Origin of the sequence: Mesorhizobium sp. M1A.F.Ca.ET.072.01.1.1, assembly GCF_004023325.1 — a bacterium.
GTDB lineage: Bacteria > Pseudomonadota > Alphaproteobacteria > Rhizobiales > Rhizobiaceae > Mesorhizobium.
This window is the reverse complement of the sequence record NZ_RZSF01000056.1, coordinates 13,298-28,106: the sequence shown is the minus strand read 5'-3', so window position 1 is coordinate 28,106 and position 14,809 is coordinate 13,298. Positions and strand designations below refer to the sequence as shown.

The 14,809-nt window shown below is 62.9% G+C and carries 14 protein-coding genes and 1 pseudogene; 7 read left to right on the top strand and 8 right to left on the bottom strand.

Going from position 1 to position 14,809, the window contains the following annotated elements; all coding sequences use genetic code 11:
* The coding region (locus tag EOA32_RS11170) for a sigma-70 family RNA polymerase sigma factor (RefSeq protein WP_128371776.1) at window positions 1-334 on the bottom strand (334 nt) is incomplete at its 3' end.
* A 176-nt stretch (window positions 335-510) separates the two neighbouring features.
* Between EOA32_RS11170 and EOA32_RS11165 the strand changes: the two genes are divergently transcribed.
* Together EOA32_RS11165 and argB are read left to right on the top strand one after the other, a co-directional pair.
* On the top strand, window positions 511-2,007 hold the full coding sequence (locus EOA32_RS11165; protein WP_128371775.1) for an amidase: 1,497 nt from the start codon (window positions 511-513) through the stop codon (window positions 2,005-2,007).
* Between the two features lie 243 nt (window positions 2,008-2,250).
* On the top strand, window positions 2,251-3,144 hold the full coding sequence (gene argB / locus EOA32_RS11160; protein ID WP_067003018.1) for an acetylglutamate kinase: 894 nt from the start codon (window positions 2,251-2,253) through the stop codon (window positions 3,142-3,144).
* 7 nt (window positions 3,145-3,151) lie between these two features.
* Here argB and bchE read toward each other — a convergent pair whose 3' ends face one another.
* Window positions 3,152-4,711 carry a magnesium-protoporphyrin IX monomethyl ester anaerobic oxidative cyclase gene (gene bchE, locus EOA32_RS11155; protein ID WP_128371774.1) on the bottom strand — a complete coding sequence of 520 codons (1,560 nt, stop codon included), beginning with the start codon at window positions 4,709-4,711 and terminating at the stop codon, window positions 3,152-3,154.
* 325 nt (window positions 4,712-5,036) lie between these two features.
* Here bchE and EOA32_RS11150 point away from each other — a divergent pair, with 325 nt between their 5' ends.
* Window positions 5,037-6,107, top strand: a complete 1,071-nt coding sequence (locus tag EOA32_RS11150) for a class I SAM-dependent methyltransferase (protein WP_128371773.1) — start codon at window positions 5,037-5,039, stop codon at window positions 6,105-6,107.
* A gap of 125 nt (window positions 6,108-6,232) precedes the next feature.
* Here the strand turns inward: EOA32_RS11150 and EOA32_RS11145 are convergent, their stop codons facing one another.
* Both EOA32_RS11145 and EOA32_RS11140 read right to left on the bottom strand, forming a co-directional pair.
* The gene (locus EOA32_RS11145; RefSeq protein WP_095825575.1) at window positions 6,233-8,212 is read right to left on the bottom strand and encodes a GGDEF and EAL domain-containing protein; all 1,980 of its coding nucleotides are present in this window, start codon (window positions 8,210-8,212) and stop codon (window positions 6,233-6,235) included.
* Window positions 8,213-8,598: 386 nt separating this feature from the next.
* Window positions 8,599-9,075: an Lrp/AsnC family transcriptional regulator gene (locus tag EOA32_RS11140; protein WP_067003023.1), complete on the bottom strand. Its 477-nt coding sequence runs from the start codon at window positions 9,073-9,075 to the stop codon at window positions 8,599-8,601.
* Window positions 9,076-9,216: 141 nt separating this feature from the next.
* On the opposite strand from EOA32_RS11140, the gene phhA reads away from it, so the two are divergent.
* Window positions 9,217-10,050 (top strand): phenylalanine 4-monooxygenase, encoded by an 834-nt coding sequence (gene phhA, locus EOA32_RS11135; RefSeq protein WP_095776841.1) that lies wholly within the window; start codon window positions 9,217-9,219, stop codon window positions 10,048-10,050.
* Window positions 10,051-10,210: 160 nt separating this feature from the next.
* Here the strand turns inward: phhA and EOA32_RS11130 are convergent, their stop codons facing one another.
* Window positions 10,211-10,702 carry a MarR family transcriptional regulator gene (locus EOA32_RS11130; RefSeq protein WP_128371772.1) on the bottom strand — a complete coding sequence of 164 codons (492 nt, stop codon included), beginning with the start codon at window positions 10,700-10,702 and terminating at the stop codon, window positions 10,211-10,213.
* Between the two features lie 94 nt (window positions 10,703-10,796).
* Between EOA32_RS11130 and EOA32_RS38535 the strand changes: the two genes are divergently transcribed.
* Window positions 10,797-10,964: a hypothetical protein gene (locus EOA32_RS38535; RefSeq protein ID WP_164747443.1), complete on the top strand. Its 168-nt coding sequence runs from the start codon at window positions 10,797-10,799 to the stop codon at window positions 10,962-10,964.
* A 116-nt stretch (window positions 10,965-11,080) separates the two neighbouring features.
* Here the strand turns inward: EOA32_RS38535 and EOA32_RS11125 are convergent.
* Both EOA32_RS11125 and EOA32_RS11120 read right to left on the bottom strand, forming a co-directional pair.
* Window positions 11,081-11,227 (bottom strand): annotated as a pseudogene (locus EOA32_RS11125) (GMC family oxidoreductase); the annotation flags it as partial.
* Window positions 11,226-11,987, bottom strand: coding sequence for a GGDEF domain-containing protein (locus EOA32_RS11120; RefSeq protein ID WP_067323795.1), 762 nt, complete (start codon window positions 11,985-11,987; stop codon window positions 11,226-11,228). The gene EOA32_RS11120 and the pseudogene EOA32_RS11125, both read right to left, overlap by 2 nt.
* A gap of 150 nt (window positions 11,988-12,137) precedes the next feature.
* Between EOA32_RS11120 and EOA32_RS11115 the strand changes: the two genes are divergently transcribed.
* On the top strand, window positions 12,138-12,845 hold the full coding sequence (locus EOA32_RS11115) for a pyrimidine 5'-nucleotidase (RefSeq protein ID WP_067003034.1): 708 nt from the start codon (window positions 12,138-12,140) through the stop codon (window positions 12,843-12,845).
* Between the two features lie 67 nt (window positions 12,846-12,912).
* Here the strand turns inward: EOA32_RS11115 and EOA32_RS11110 are convergent, their stop codons facing one another.
* Window positions 12,913-13,752, bottom strand: a complete 840-nt coding sequence (locus tag EOA32_RS11110; protein WP_082953833.1) for an LOG family protein — start codon at window positions 13,750-13,752, stop codon at window positions 12,913-12,915.
* 143 nt (window positions 13,753-13,895) lie between these two features.
* On the opposite strand from EOA32_RS11110, the gene dapD reads away from it, so the two are divergent.
* The gene (dapD, locus tag EOA32_RS11105) at window positions 13,896-14,750 is read left to right on the top strand and encodes a 2,3,4,5-tetrahydropyridine-2,6-dicarboxylate N-succinyltransferase (RefSeq protein WP_128371771.1); all 855 of its coding nucleotides are present in this window, start codon (window positions 13,896-13,898) and stop codon (window positions 14,748-14,750) included.
* The last annotated feature ends 59 nt before the right edge of the window (window positions 14,751-14,809 follow it).

Genomic DNA, 14,809 nt, shown 5'->3' with positions numbered 1-14,809 from the left:
CCTCAGGCCCCGGCGCCGGATCGGCGACCTCGAGCGCTGCATCGATATTGGCGGAAGGACCGCGCCGGGCCCTGATGCGGTCGATCGCATGGTTGCGCGCAATGGCCACCAGCCAGGAAATCGGGCTGAGATCGGAAATCGCGAAACGATCGGCCTTGGTCCAGATCTTGACGAAGACCTCCTGCAGCGCTTCTTCCGCCTCACTCTTGTCCCTCAATACACGAAGGCAGACGCCGAAAAGTTTCCCGCTGGTCTGCTTGTAGAGCAGATCGAACGCAGCCCGGTCCTTCATCGAAGTCCGGACGATCAGCTTGCTGATGTCCTGAGGCCCCATGCAGGCAAATTAGAAGATTGCGATCTATTTGCAACGGCGCCGACGGTGTTGTCCACCCAAGGCTGCCGCATCGCCAGTACGTGAAGTCATCTTCTCCAATGCGAGATGAACAACGCAAATCCGGATTTCGATTTGCGGCTTCATGCGATAGCCTTCGCCAAAACAGGGGAGCGGCAATGTCAATTGAACGCGTGCTTTGGGAACAGGATGCGACCGGACTTGCCGAGCTCGTCCACAAGGGGGAAATCTCGCCGCAGGAGCTGGTCGACGCCGCGATCGCCCGCGCCGAGGCGACAAGAACCGACATCAACGCCATAGCGACGCCGCTCTATGACGCCGCCAGGGCGCGGGCGAAGGCGATCGACCGCAAGCAGCCGCTCGCCGGCGTGCCCTTCGCGCTGAAGGATCTCGGCATCGGCATCAAGGGCGTGCCGATCCATGGCGGCAGCCGCATCCCGGCCTTCACGGCCGATTTCAACTCGGTGATGGTCGAGCGCTATCTGGCCGCGGGCCTGATCCCGATCGCTACCAGCACCTCCCCCGAGCATGGGCTGCGGCTGATGACCGAATCGGCCCGCTTCGGCATCACCCGCAACCCCTGGAACACCGGCCACACCACCGGTGGCTCGTCGGGCGGATCGGCGGCGCTCGTTGCGGCCGGCGTGGTGCCGGCGGCGCACGCTTCCGACGGCGGCGGCTCGATCCGGGTGCCTTCGGCCTGCAGCGGCTTGGTCGGGCTCAAGACCTCGCGCGGCCGGGTGCCGCTGACGCCGCTCACCAGCGAGAGCTGGTACGGCATGGTCGTCGACCATGCGGTAAGCCGCTCGGTGCGCGACACAGCCCTCCTGCTCGACCTGACGCACGGCGCCGATCCGCTGTCGCCTTATGCGGCGCGGGAGCCGAAAGGCTCCTTTGCTGCTGCCGCGGCCCGCGATCCAGGCCGGCTCAGCCTCGCCGTCTACCGCATATCGCCGCTCGGCCTGCCGATCTCGGCTGAGACGATCGAAGCGCTTGACACCGCGGTGGCGCTGGCGCGCGAAGGCGGGCACACCGTGGAAGAGATCGACCTGCCCTATATCGGCCGCGACTTCATCGCCGATTTCTGCAAGAGCGTCGCCTCGGCCGTCGCAGGCATGATGCGTGCCGAGGCGAAGCGCGTCGGCCGCCCGGTGACCGGCGAGGTCGAACGTGCGACGCGCGTGCTCGGCCGCCTCGGCGAAATGCTGTCCGCCGGCGAGGTCTATGACGCCGTGCAGCGGCTCAACGCCACCGCGCGGCAGATGATCGAAGACACGGCGCGCTTCGATGCCGTGCTGATGCCGATCATTGCGCACCCGCCGCTCGCCTGCGGCGCGATGGATCCGAAAGGCGCCGACGAGATCGTCGAGAACGTCCTCGACAAACTGCATCTTACCGGGCTGCTCAGGATCAAGTCATTTTTCGGCCAACTGATGGACAAGAGCCTGTGGTTCACTCCCTGGCCGGCGATCCACAATGTCAGCGGCCAGCCCTCGATCGCGCTGCCGGTGCATGTCACCGCAGGTGGCCTGCCGCTCGGCATCCAAGCCGCGGGACGGCCCGGCGACGAGGAGACGCTTTTGTCGCTCGCCGCGCAGATCGAGAAGATTTCAGGATGGCTGAAACGCCGCGCACCGCTCAAGGTGCCCGGCTAGGTCTGTCGATATTCAGGTGATGCCGGCCTGCGAATGGCGGTTTTCTGCGCTTCCGGTACTCACGTAGCAGAAAGTACGCTCTGTTCCGGTTCTCGAAATCCGCCATTCTCGACTCGACCTGACCTGAATCTCGACAGACCTTGAAACCCGCCGATTTCGTCATTGTGAGCGCAAAGCCGTTTGCGACCTGCGGCAATTCCCGCTAAGACGCCCGCCATCCTTGCCACCTAGGGAAAAGCACCGATGACGGACATCGCCGCCAACGCCGAAATGCAGGCCGCGCTGCTTTCCAGAGCGCTGCCTTATATGCAGCGCTACGAGAACAAGACGGTGGTGGTGAAGTATGGCGGCCATGCCATGGGCGACAACGAGCTCGGCAAGGCCTTTGCCCGCGACATCGCGCTGCTCAAACAGTCCGGCGTCAATCCGATCGTCGTTCACGGCGGCGGGCCGCAGATCGGCGCCATGCTCAACAAGATGGGCATCGAATCCAAGTTCGAGGGCGGGTTGCGCGTCACCGACCAGAAGACGGTCGAGATCGTCGAGATGGTGCTGGCCGGCTCGATCAACAAGGAAATCGTGGCGCTGATCAACGCCGAAGGCGAATGGGCGATCGGTCTCTGCGGCAAGGACGGCAACATGGTCTTCGCCGAAAAGGCGCGCAAGACCATGATCGACCCGGATTCCAACATCGAGCGGGTGCTGGATCTCGGTTTCGTCGGCGAGCCGGTCGAGGTCGACCGCACGCTGCTCGATCTGTTGGCCCGTTCCGAGATGATCCCGGTGCTGGCGCCGGTGGCGCCCGGCCGCGACGGCCATACCTACAACATCAACGCCGATACCTTTGCCGGCGCCATCGCCGGCGCCTGCCGCGCCTCGCGCCTGCTGTTCCTGACCGACGTGCCCGGCGTGCTCGACAAGAACAAGAAGCTGATCGACGAGCTGACGGTCGGCGAGGCCAAGGCGCTGATCAAGGACGGCACGATATCGGGCGGCATGATCCCGAAGGTCGAGACCTGCATCGAGGCGATCGAGCGCGGCGTCGAGGGCGTGGTCATCCTCAACGGCAAGACGCCGCATTCGGTGCTGCTCGAGCTGTTCACCGAGCACGGGGCCGGCACGCTGATCGTGCCGTAGCGATTATTTAGCCGGCTATCCTTCTGCTTTCCGCCCGCTTATCTTCCGTGACGGGCATGGCCCGCGCCGGGCGCTGAGAGACCATCGATTCCTCGTCGGCGTCCTGCGGCGCGCCCCAGAATTCGGCAAGCGTCGGGCCCGCGGCCACGCGGCGGTCGCGGACCAGAAAACCCCAGACCTCGCGGAACCAGACGCGGCGGCCCATCTTGGTGTACCAACGCATCGAATGCCGCTGCTCTGGATCGGGATGGAAAAGGACCCGCGCCAGCGCTTTCGGCCGTGACTGCACGGCAAGCTCGATCAGCTTGACAGCGAAGAACAGCATCCACGGTTTCAGCCGGGTCATATGCAGCACCTGGTGCTTGTAATCCCAGAGCCGGATGTCCTTCTGGATCACCCTGCGCTCCTTGGCGATGCGGAAGAACGGCGTCCAGCGATGCGGCGTCACATAGAGCGCCTGGATCTGGTCGGGATCATAGGCGATGAGCTGGCGAAAGCCGCGCCAGAGATCGCGAAAACCCTCATCCTCGAAGCCAGCGACCCAGGTCGCCATGGACAATATGCCGTGCCGGCGAAGCAACCTGATCGCCTCGCGGTCGGACTTGGTGCTGCCGCCCTTACGGATCAGCGACAATGTGGCCTCGTCGGTGTTCTCCATGCCGAGCAGCCAGCGGATGACGCCAGCCTTGCGATAAAGGTGCAGGATATCGGCATCGCGCACGATATCGTCGGCGCGCGTCGAGCCGACGATCAGCACCGGCACGTTCTCGGCGATCATGGCATCGAGAAAGGCGCGCCAGGCCTTCTTCGAAGAGGTGGGGTTCTCGTCGGCCAGATTGACCAGCTCGACGCCATACTCGCGGTGCAGCCAGGCGATCTCCTTGGCGAAGCTGACCGGGTCGCGATGTCGCCAGCGGGTCCAGAAGCCGCGCTGGCCGCAATAGTTGCACAGATGCGGACAGCCGCGCGAGAACTGCATGACCACGGCGCGCTTGCCGCCCCAATAGCTGTAGCGGCCATGGTCGATCAGCTCCCAGCCGATGCGGCAGGCGTCGAGATCGGTAATCGTCATCGCAGGCGGCGTCGCAAAGGGTCGGCCGCAATCGTCGCGATAGGCGATGCCGGCGACACCCGACACCGGCCGGCGCCTTTCCAGCGCCTCGACCAGCGCCAGCGCGGTCGCCTCACCCTCGCCGCGCACGATGAAGTCGAAGACGTCCGTTGCGGCGAGCACGTCGCGCCAGTGATAGGTCGGGAAGACGCCGCCATAGAGGATGACGACCCCTAGCGCGCGGGCCTTGATCATTTCCGCGATCCGCAGCGCGGTCGGATGCGCCGAGGTCGAGCCGGAATGGCCGATCAGGACGAAATCCGGATTATCGCTCAGGGCCTCATCGACGAGCGTGGAAAGCGGCATCGGCCCGAACTCCGCGTCGACCAGGCGCACCCGATGGCCGGCATCGAGCAGCGGACCGCCGATCGCCAGCAGACCCAAAGGCGGCAGGTGATCGTCGGGCACGCGGCTGCCGATGGCCGTATGCGGCGGGTTGATCAGCACGATGTTCATGGCGGACCTCCGTTGCGTCGGTCCGCCGGTCGTATTTGGCGATGTCGAAGCCGCCTGGGCGCGGTTCAGCAGTTTCGATGCAGCTTTCCCACAGATTTGATGGGCACACCCGAAACGTCGCGCAGAGCGGGAGACGGCGTCAGCCCAGTGCATGACAAAAGGTTAAGGACGTGCGCGTTCCGCAGCTCGATCGAGCTCTGGTTTTCGGCGCTTCAAACCTTCGGCAAGGAGAGTATTAGCACCAACTAATGCAGTTGACCCTAAACTTTTATTAAAACTCTAAGCATTTATAATTGTCGGTGGGGGACCACAAGGAAATGCCCATATGGCGCTGAATCCCGATCTGAAAATCGATGAGGCGAGCCTCATCACATCGACGTTGATCAAGAAGCACAAGGCGGCGTCCGCGGAGGCGGTCGACGCCGCCGAGCTCAAGGCGCGGGCGGCCCAGCTCGCCCTGGTGCTGGACCTCGCTCATCAGGCTTTCGCGCGCCAGGAGCCCGCAGGGCAAATCGTCGAGCGCCTGGCCGGTCGACTGCATGAAGTGCGCCGGGAGGTCGCTCCGGCTCTTTGGCAGGAACTGATCCCGCTCGCTCAGCAGCACCGCGTGGCGGCCTACCTGAAGCAGGATCCGTTCACGCGCTGGTCCTTCGAAAAGCCGCGCGGCTATTCGGGCGACGCGACGCTGCTGGACATCTACTACAAGCACCGGAGCGCCGACGAGATCGTGGCATCGTCGAGCGAACTCGGCCGCGAGATCTTTGCCTATACGAGCGAAGCGGCAAGCTCGGTGGCGGGGCGCGAGCGCCGCGAGATACTGGCCAAAACGGTCGACGAAACGGCTGCCCGGGTAGAAAACGCCGAGGTGCTGGCAATCGCCTGCGGCCATTTGCGGGAAGCCGAACTCTCAAAGGCGCTCGCCGAGAGAAGGTTAAAGCGCTGGATCGGTCTCGACCAGGACCCGGTGAGCGTCGGCACGGTCAACCGTGACCTCGCCGGTACGGCAGTGGAAGCCGTGGACGGATCCGTGCGCGGTCTTTTGCGGCGCGCCTACCCGCTTGGCACATTCGATCTCGTCTATGCGTCCGGGCTGTATGACTACCTGCCGCTTCCGGTCGGCGCACGGCTGCTGCAGCGCGCCATGGAACTGGTCAAGCCGGACGGCGAATTCCTCTTCGCCAATTTCAGCGACGAGATCACGACCGACGGGTACATGGAGACGTTCATGGACTGGCCGCTCATCCTGCGGTCGGCCGGCGACATGTGGGACATCATCAATGCCGCGGTGGACAAGAACCGCGTCGAAGCCGAGGTCTATTACGGATCGAATAGGAACATCGTCTACGGCAAGATCCGCAAACGCGTGGATTTCGCGGCGCCCGCCATGGAGCGGTAGCGGAGCCGCTTCACATTCCGATTTTCAAGTCGGGCCGTGCAGCGGCCCGGCTTTCTGATGCATCGCGCGGCGTGCTCGTTTCGCCGAGATGGCGCCGCCCTACATTCCTGCCGCACTGCTTTGAGTTAAGCGACGAGGTCCTGCCTGGCCTGCATGATCTCTTCGATCGGGACGGGACGTCCGGTCAGGAAGCCCTGGATCGACTGAATGCCCATGTGCTGCAGCAAATTCTGCTGCTCTTTCGTCTCGACACCCTCGACAAGGACCGTATGGCCCAGATTGCGCAGCAGTCTGACCATGTCCTGCAACAGGCTCAGGCCTCGAACCGTCTGGCAATCGTGCAAGAAACTGCGATCGATCTTGACGACGTCGAACTTGAAACGACGGAGCCAGGCCAGACCCGCAAATCCGGTTCCGAAATCATCGAGCCAGATCTGAACACCCAGGTTTCGAAGCTGCTCGATACTTCTGGCGGCCTGTGCTTCCAGAGATATATCGCTGCCTTCAGTGACCTCGAGCGCCAGCCTCTGGGGCGCCATGCCATGCCGACCAAGGATCTCGGTGACGTGAAGCGGGAAATTCGGAGCCTTGAGCTGGACGACCGAGACGTTCACCGACACGACCGATCCCAATCCGTGTTCAACCATGTCACCGCAAGCCCGATCGATCACCCACATCCCGAGTTCCTCGATCCCGCCGGTCTGCTCGGCGACAGGTATGAACACGGACGGGCTGATCACGCTGCCGTCGAAGTCGCGCAGCCGCATCAACGACTCATGGCCAAGCACCTTGCCGGATATCGCATCGCAGATCGGCTGATAGACGACGGAGACCAGTCCCTCCGAAACGGCTTGCTTGAGCAGTTCCGAAAGATTCTGGCTGGCGCGCTTCTGATCGATGGCCTGCGCATCATAGATGGTGAAGGTCGCGCGACCGGAAAACTTGGAGGCGTAAAGCGCGCGATCGGCCTCCTGCAACAAGATCCGAAGCTCTATGCTTTGATCGGCGCGCGTCAACGAGGCGCCAGCGCTGATGGTGACGATGTTGAGTTTATCGTCCCGATCGGGATGGGAGATGTTCAAGTCCTCGACGGCCCGGCAGAATTGATGGGTCACCTCGCGCAGGTGATCCGGTCCGGCGACCTTGCAGAGCACGACGAATTCTTCGCCGCCGTACCGTCCCGCGATGGCGTGATTGGACGCCGCCGTCTCGTCGAAGGCTCGGGCAAGCTCGATCAGGCAGTCGTCGCCGGCCTGATGGCCGAGCCGGTCGTTGAACCGCTTGAAGTAGTCCACGTCCATGAGAATGACGCCTATTTCGTCATTGTCCCTAGCCCATTCCTTGCACAACTCCGCGAATTCCCGGGTGATCGCCCTGCGGTTCTTAAGCCCGGTAAGCGGGTCGGTGTCTGCGATCTCGATGAGCTTTTGACCATTTTCGATGGCGACCTGCTCCTGGATCTGCGCCTGAAGGGCATGCAGGAAGGTTTGGTAGCGCTCCATGCTGAGGCGCCATGACAGATAAAGCGACAAAACAAGGCAATTCACGAAATAGGTTGCAAGCACCAGACGGGTGCCAAGATCGGCTTGAAGCAAGAACAGCGTGGCGCCGAGGAATGCTATTGTCACGGTTGCGGACGACAGCGCCGAGAGCCATAGCCGGAAGTTGAAGAAAAGGTTGGCACCGAGAATGAAAACCGTGCCGAAGATGATGAAATGGGACAGCGCCTCCTGATGCGTCGTTCCGAGCGCCGACAGCAGCCATCCGATCGCGCCCGCCACGATCGCCAGAGCAGCAACGTAGTGCAGAGTGGTGACGGCAAAATCGCGTCGAGCAACAAGTTCGACAAGCACCAGGAAGGTCAATCCCAACGTCAGGCGCGTCAGAATCACACGGTCGGCAATGTCCGGGAAAAGGAACCAGTCGAAGGCCCCGTAGCATATGTAGCTCAACACAGCCGCCGCTATTCCCCAGCGCACGACCTTGCGATTCTGATCCGCGTTCTTCTGCAGCAGCATCGCAAAAAGCGTCGGATCGGCGGATTTCCACGGCGGGCGTGAAATCGCTTCAGTGACCCTCTGAGCCACGTCCTCCGTCAGTTGCATGCAATGCTCCTTTGCGATCATCCTCCGCATGAACGGGTTCGAGCAAGCGAAGTCCGTCAAGTCCTTACGGAAGGACGAAGGCAAGCCTGGTTCATTATAAGACACTAATGTTGCTAACCGCCGGTAAACGGATCATGCGATTGCACCGGCCCAGCGACCCGCTAAGGATTCCATGCAACAATCATGAGTTACCGAATAATGCATGGTCACACTTTCTCCAGATCGCAAGAGAAGACGCACGAAACATTGCGTAAATTTCCAAGGGCGTCTTTTGTTAAGATTCGTGTAACCTTAATTTCAGTTGATATCGGGGAAATCGTCCCGAAGTAGATTCGCTCCGACAACATTGTCGGGCCGTTCTTTACGGAGAACCGTTTCGGGCACGATTACCGCCGCAAATGGCTGAGCGGCACGTGGCCTGGCCCCTTGATGTTCTGCAGCACAAGCTGGGTGTGGACGTCGCGGACGCCGGGCAGCCGCATCAGCCGGTGCATGACGAAAGCATTGAGATCGTCCACCGACGGCACCATTACATGCAGCAGGAAATCGTGGTCGCCGGTCATCGTCCAGCAGGACGAGACCTCGTCCATGCGTTGCACGGCGGCGATGAAGCTTTCCGGCGAGCCGTCGCTGTGGCTCACCAGGCGGACCTGGATGAACACCTCGACCGTCAGCCCCAGCGCGCGTCGGCTGAGCACGGCGGCAAAGCCCTTGATGATGCCGGCGCCTTGCAGCGCCTCGAAGCGCCGCGCGCAGGGCGTGGTCGACAGGCCGATCTCCTGCGCGAGTTCCGACACGGCCTTGCGCCCGTCGCGCTGCAGGGTGTCGAGCATTCTTATTTCGAACTCATCCAACTGAGGCATTTTCCCTCCTAAATGTTTAAATTTGAGCGGAGTTTACCTCAAAATGCGTCGCGTGGCTACAAACAAGGCTGATTTGCCTCACGAGCCGCGGCTACGATGACGCCACGATCCGGGAACTGACGATTTTTTCAGGAGGAAGAAATGACGATCAGCGTTGCCGACTATGCCCGCGAATGCGCGGCGCAAGGCCTTCGCGGCGACTATTCGGTGTGCCGCGCCGACTTCACAGTGGCTCAGGATTACGACTATTCCGCCGACGAGCAGGCAGTGTGGCGCACGCTCTGCGATCGCCAGACGAAGCTGACGCAGAGGCTGGCGCACCGTTCCTATCTCGACGGCGTCGCGACGCTCGGGCTGCTCGACAAGATTCCGGATTTCGACGCCATCAGCGAGAAATTGCGCAAGCTCACGGGCTGGGAAATCGTGGCGGTGCCCGGGCTGATCCCCGCCGGTCCCTTCTTCGACCATCTCGCAAACCGCCGTTTCCCGGTCACCAACTGGCTGCGGACCAGGCAGGAACTCGACTACATCGTCGAGCCGGACATGTTCCATGACTTCTTCGGCCATGTGCCGATCCTGACGCAGCCGGTGTTCGCCGATTTCATGCAGATGTATGGTGAGAAGGCCGAGGACATGATCGCGCTGGGCGGCGACGAGATGATCACCCGGCTCTACTGGTACAGCGCCGAATACGGCCTCATCCAGGAAGCCGGCCAGCCGGTAAAGGCTTTCGGCGCAGGACTGATGTCGTCTTTCACCGAGCTGCAATTCGCGGTCGAAAGCAAGGACGCCCATCATGTGCCGTTCGACCTGGAGACGGTGATGCGCACCGGCTACGAGATCGACAAGTTCCAGCGCGCCTACTTCGTGCTGCCGTCCTTCGACGCATTGCGCGATGCATTCGCCGGCGACGACCTCGCCGGGATCGTCACGCGGTTCAAGGGTCAGCCGGCGCTCGACCCCGCCACGGTCTAGGCATTGAAACAAAATGCGCGAGCCCGAAATCGTTCGGTGCGGCGCGCTTCGGGGTCCGGCTTTCGCCCAGCCGGCCGTCAGAGCGGTTCGGTGGCTAAAAGGCGACTGAGCCGCTCTGGGTTTTGCGGAAGCAAGCCGCCAGTGTTGGGTCGCTCGGGCATCAGCCGGCCGAAGCCGGCTCGGCCTTGATCCTCGCCAACTGCTCGCTCTGCAGCTTCAGCGCGGCGTCGATGAAGCGCAGCACGGTCGCCAACTCGGCGTCGGTGAAACCCGCCATCACTTTCTCGCCCTCGCGCGCGATGGCGCCATAGTAGCGCTCCGAAAATTCTCTGGTCAGCTCGGTCGCCTCGATCACCACCTTGCGCCTGTCTTCCAAGCTGCGGGTTCGGGTAACGAGCCCACGCGCCTCAAGGCGGTCGATCAAGGCCGTCACCGCTGCCGGCGTCAGCCCCGTCGCCGCCGCCACGGCGCCGGCCGATTGCGGCCCCGCGTAGAGCAAGCCCAGACAATGCCGCTCGGCCGCGATCAGCCCAAGCCGCTCCCCGACCGCCTCGTCATAGGCTTGCGTCGCGTCCTGCCAGCGCATGACGGCACGGCTGACGGCCGCCGTCATCTCAGCACGATTCATGCTTGACGAATTTAGTTCTATCATCTAACTATCAACTTGTCTAACATTCAGACTATCGTATCAATATGCGATGCCACCCTTTGCGAAGCAAGGGCAAAATCGCCGACAGGAGTGAACAATGAGCTTGATTCAACAGCGCCCCCCTCTCTCGCATGAGGAGGAGTACAGATACGCCAAGCTGGCCATGGAATGGTATGGCTGGGGCTCGCCCATCGGCCTCGGCATCCTGCTGGTGGCACTTGCCGCCGCGGCCGTGCTGGTGCGGGTCGCCGTTTACGGACTGTAAATCCGACCCCCAAAGGCGCGCCAGGGCGGCGCCGGTTGCCATTGCGGGCGCCGGCGCCGCCCGCCTGTCGGGAGTTCAGACTGTAATCACCTTCCTGAGGTGGCCGCCCGTCGGCAGGTACCCATGCGGGTGCCGCCCATATGGTGATGGCCCGCCGTCTCCTTATTCGTCGGATAATCGCCGCCTTTGCCGATCCAGTCGGCGAAGCGCACGCGGCCGAGATTCTTCCGCGCCATGGTCGTGCCGAAGAGCCGCATGCCCTCAGGCGGCTTCCGAAAGGTCGCGATCGAGAACGGACAGGTTGCGGCCGCGATGCTTGGCCTCGTAGAGCCTGCGGTCGGCGGCGCGCATCAGCTCCGACACGGTGGCGCTCTCGCCACAGGTGATGCCGCCGATCGAGACCGTCAAAGGCACGGTCCGCTCGTCGACAGGGCGAAAGCGGATCAGTTCGACCTCGCGGCGGATGCGCTCGGCCACGCGCCTTGCTTCCGGTTCGGTGGCGCCAACCAGGAAGGCGGCGAACTCCTCGCCGCCGATTCGGCCGAGCACATCGCCGCTGCGCACGCCGCGCTCGATGGCGCCGGCGATCAGAAGCAGCGCATCGTCGCCGGTCAGGTGACCGTAATTGTCGTTGATGGTCTTGAAGTGGTCGGCATCGATGATCAGCAGGGCGCCGCGATCGGCCTTGCGCCGGGAACCGTCGAGCGCGGCGAAGAAGGTCTCGCGGTTGAGCATGCCGGTCATGTCGTCGCGGCTTGCCTTCTCCGACAGGCGTCTGTGGGCCGCGGCGAGCTGGGCATGCGCGCGGGCAAGCTCGCGATGCGCATTTTTCAGCCGGTCGCTTTGCCAGAAGGTGCCGACGCTGGCAATCCAGGCGAGAATCAAAGGGCAAACCGTGGCCGTCAGCCAGACGGTGCGGCTGATCGGAAAGCCCATGGCCGGGACCACAACCAGCGTCAACAAGAGCGAGACAGCGACCGAAGCGAACGCGACGACTGCAGACTTCAAGATTATGCGACTCATCGCTGTCTCCCAACGGACTGCCTCTGTGCCAGCAAGCGCTGAAGGTGACCTTTCCGGGACGATTAAAATTTGAAGCGAGGCGCCATTTTCACGACGCAAGACGCGCGGAAGTTGTGGATAAACTCCGCGTCCGCATGCCATAAGGAGGCCATGACGACGACACCCGAGCCCGCCCGTTTTGCCCATGTCACGGATTGGGTATTCGACCTCGACAACACGCTCTATCCGCATCACTCGAATCTGTTCGCGCAGATCGACGTGAAGATGACCGCCTATGTCGGCGAGCTGCTGACGCTCTCGCGCGAGGAGGCGCGCAAGCTGCAGAAAGAGCTCTACCTGGAGTACGGCACGACGCTGAACGGGCTGATGGCGCGCCACGGCATCGACCCCGACGACTTCCTCGAGAAGGTGCACGACATCGACTATTCCTGGCTGGTGCCCGATCCGGTGCTCGGTGCCGCGATCCGCCAATTGCCGGGCCGCAAGTTCATTTTCACCAATGGCGACCGCAAGCATGCCGAGCGCGCCGCGCGCCAGCTCGGCGTATTGGATCATTTCGACGACATCTTCGACATCGTCGCGGCGGGTCTCAACCCCAAGCCGGCCCGCCAGACCTATGAGCGGTTCGCCGAGCTGCATTCCGTGACCGGCCACAACGCGGTGATGTTCGAGGACCTGGCGCGCAACCTCTCTGTGCCGAAATCGCTCGGCATGACGACGGTGCTGGTCGTGCCGCGCAATTTCGAGCCGACTTTCTCCGAGATCTGGGAGCGCGACCCGGCGAATGAGGACGACGTGGATTTCGTCACCGACGACCTCGCCGGCTTCCTGACCGCAATCGTCGAGGTCCCGGGCTGACCCAACTCCAGATTGCCGGCGCCGTCGTCAGAACTCGCTGGTCATTGCGGTAACGACGAGCACGCGCTCAGAGGCTGTAGAAGCGGCGAACGATGTCCCAGGCTTCGTCGGCGGTGTCGACGAAATCGATGATGTCCTGGTCGCCGGGCGAGATCGTGCCTTGCTCGGCAAGGAAGTCGAGGTCGATCGCCCGTTGCCAGAACGCCTTGCCGAACAGGATCACCGGCACGCGCTCCATGCGCCCGGTCTGGATCAGGGTCAGCGTCTCGAAGAATTCGTCCATCGTGCCGAAGCCGCCCGGAAACACGGCTACCGCCTTGGCGCGCATGACGAAATGCATCTTGCGGATGGCGAAATAGTGGAAGTTGAAGCAGAGTTCGGGCGTCACATAGGCGTTCGGCGCCTGTTCGTGCGGCAGCACGATGTTCAAGCCGATCGACGGCGCGCCGACATCGTCGGCGCCGCGATTGCCCGCCTCCATGACTCCCGGTCCGCCGCCGGTGACGACGACGAATTCGCGATAATAGGACGTGGCCGACTGCTGCGAGCACAGCCGGGCGAACTTGCGCGCCTCTTCGTAATATTTGCTGTTCAGCTCGAGGTTCTTCTTCTGCGTCTCGTTCTTGGCGGCCCAGGCGGCGCCGCCCGGCTCGGGAAGCCGCGCCCCGCCGAACAGGATGACGGTCGAGCGGATGCCGCGCTCGGCAAGGATCATCTCCGGCTTCAAGAGCTCGAGCTGCAGGCGCACCGGACGCAATTCGCGCCGCGTCATGAAGTCGGGATCGTTCCAGGCCAGGCGATAGGTTTCGGCCCGCGTCTGCGGCGTGTCCGGCACGCTTTTCGACCGCTCGAGATCCTCGTCCGAATGGGGCAGCGGCGTCCAGCCCGCCTTTTCCATGGGTGTCATCGAATCCACCGTCCTAATTCCTTTACTTGCGCCGTCCCGTGACGCAGTCGCGATTGACCCCCATTAAGGCTTCACATAGGGTCCGCGCGATTTCAAAACAGGTTAAGGCGCAGGCCTTAACAGCTTTGTAATGGAGCAAATTCATGTCGAAGCCCGATCTGGCGAGCCTCGAAAAGATCATCGAAAAGGCCTTCGAGGAGCGCGATACGATTTCGACCGCGACCCGCGGCGAAACGCGCGACGCCATCCAGTCGGCGCTCGATTTGCTCGACCGCGGCGTGGTTCGCGTCGCCGAGCGGCAGGACGACGGCAGGTGGCTGGTCAACCAGTGGCTGAAGAAGGCGGTGCTGCTCTCCTTCCGGCTGAACCCGATGGAGATCATCAAGGGCGGCCCGGGCCACTCGGTATGGTGGGACAAGGTGCCGTCGAAGTTCGAGGGCTGGGGCGCGGTCGATTTCGAGAAGGCGGGCTTCCGCGCCGTGCCGTCCTCGGTCGTGCGCCGCTCGGCCTATGTCGCGCCGGGCGCGGTGCTGATGCCGTCCTTCGTCAATGTCGGTGCCTATGTCGACACAGGCACTATGGTCGACACCTGGGCCTCGGTCGGCTCTTGCGCCCAGATCGGCAAGAACGTGCATCTCTCCGGCGGCGTCGGCATTGGCGGCGTGCTGGAGCCGATGCAGGCCGGTCCGACCATCATCGAGGACAATTGCTTCATCGGCGCGCGCTCCGAGGTGGTCGAAGGCTGCATCGTGCGCGAAGGCTCGGTGCTCGGCATGGGCGTGTTCATCGGCCAGTCGACCAAGATCGTCGACCGCGCCACCGGCGAGGTCTTCTACGGTGAAGTGCCGGCAAATTCGGTGGTCGTCGCCGGCTCGCTGCCGGGCAAGCCGCTGCCAAATGGCGAGCCGGGCCCGAGCCTCTACTGCGCCGTCATCGTCAAGCGCGTCGACGCCAGGACCCGCTCCAAGACGTCGATCAACGAATTGCTGCGCGATTGATCTTTCCCGCGAACAGACGCAGCCTCCGCCGGCGCGACATTCCGTCGCGCTGGTTCAAC

Bases quoted from the DNA above. Each gene is read 5' to 3' on its own strand.
- EOA32_RS11140 (WP_067003023.1), bottom strand. From the start codon at position 9,075: ATGCCTCAGTTGGATGAGTTCGAAATAAGAATGCTCGACACCCTGCAG.
- EOA32_RS11150 (WP_128371773.1), top strand. From the start codon at position 5,037: ATGGCGCTGAATCCCGATCTGAAAATCGATGAGGCGAGCCTCATCACA.
- EOA32_RS11120 (WP_067323795.1), bottom strand. From the start codon at position 11,987: ATGAGTCGCATAATCTTGAAGTCTGCAGTCGTCGCGTTCGCTTCGGTC.
- EOA32_RS11130 (WP_128371772.1), bottom strand. From the start codon at position 10,702: ATGATAGAACTAAATTCGTCAAGCATGAATCGTGCTGAGATGACGGCG.
- EOA32_RS11145 (WP_095825575.1), bottom strand. From the start codon at position 8,212: ATGCAACTGACGGAGGACGTGGCTCAGAGGGTCACTGAAGCGATTTCA.
- dapD (WP_128371771.1), top strand. From the start codon at position 13,896: ATGTCGAAGCCCGATCTGGCGAGCCTCGAAAAGATCATCGAAAAGGCC.
- phhA (WP_095776841.1), top strand. From the start codon at position 9,217: ATGACGATCAGCGTTGCCGACTATGCCCGCGAATGCGCGGCGCAAGGC.
- bchE (WP_128371774.1), bottom strand. From the start codon at position 4,711: ATGAACATCGTGCTGATCAACCCGCCGCATACGGCCATCGGCAGCCGC.
- EOA32_RS38535 (WP_164747443.1), top strand. From the start codon at position 10,797: ATGAGCTTGATTCAACAGCGCCCCCCTCTCTCGCATGAGGAGGAGTAC.
- EOA32_RS11165 (WP_128371775.1), top strand. From the start codon at position 511: ATGTCAATTGAACGCGTGCTTTGGGAACAGGATGCGACCGGACTTGCC.
- EOA32_RS11110 (WP_082953833.1), bottom strand. From the start codon at position 13,752: ATGACACCCATGGAAAAGGCGGGCTGGACGCCGCTGCCCCATTCGGAC.
- EOA32_RS11115 (WP_067003034.1), top strand. From the start codon at position 12,138: ATGACGACGACACCCGAGCCCGCCCGTTTTGCCCATGTCACGGATTGG.
- argB (WP_067003018.1), top strand. From the start codon at position 2,251: ATGACGGACATCGCCGCCAACGCCGAAATGCAGGCCGCGCTGCTTTCC.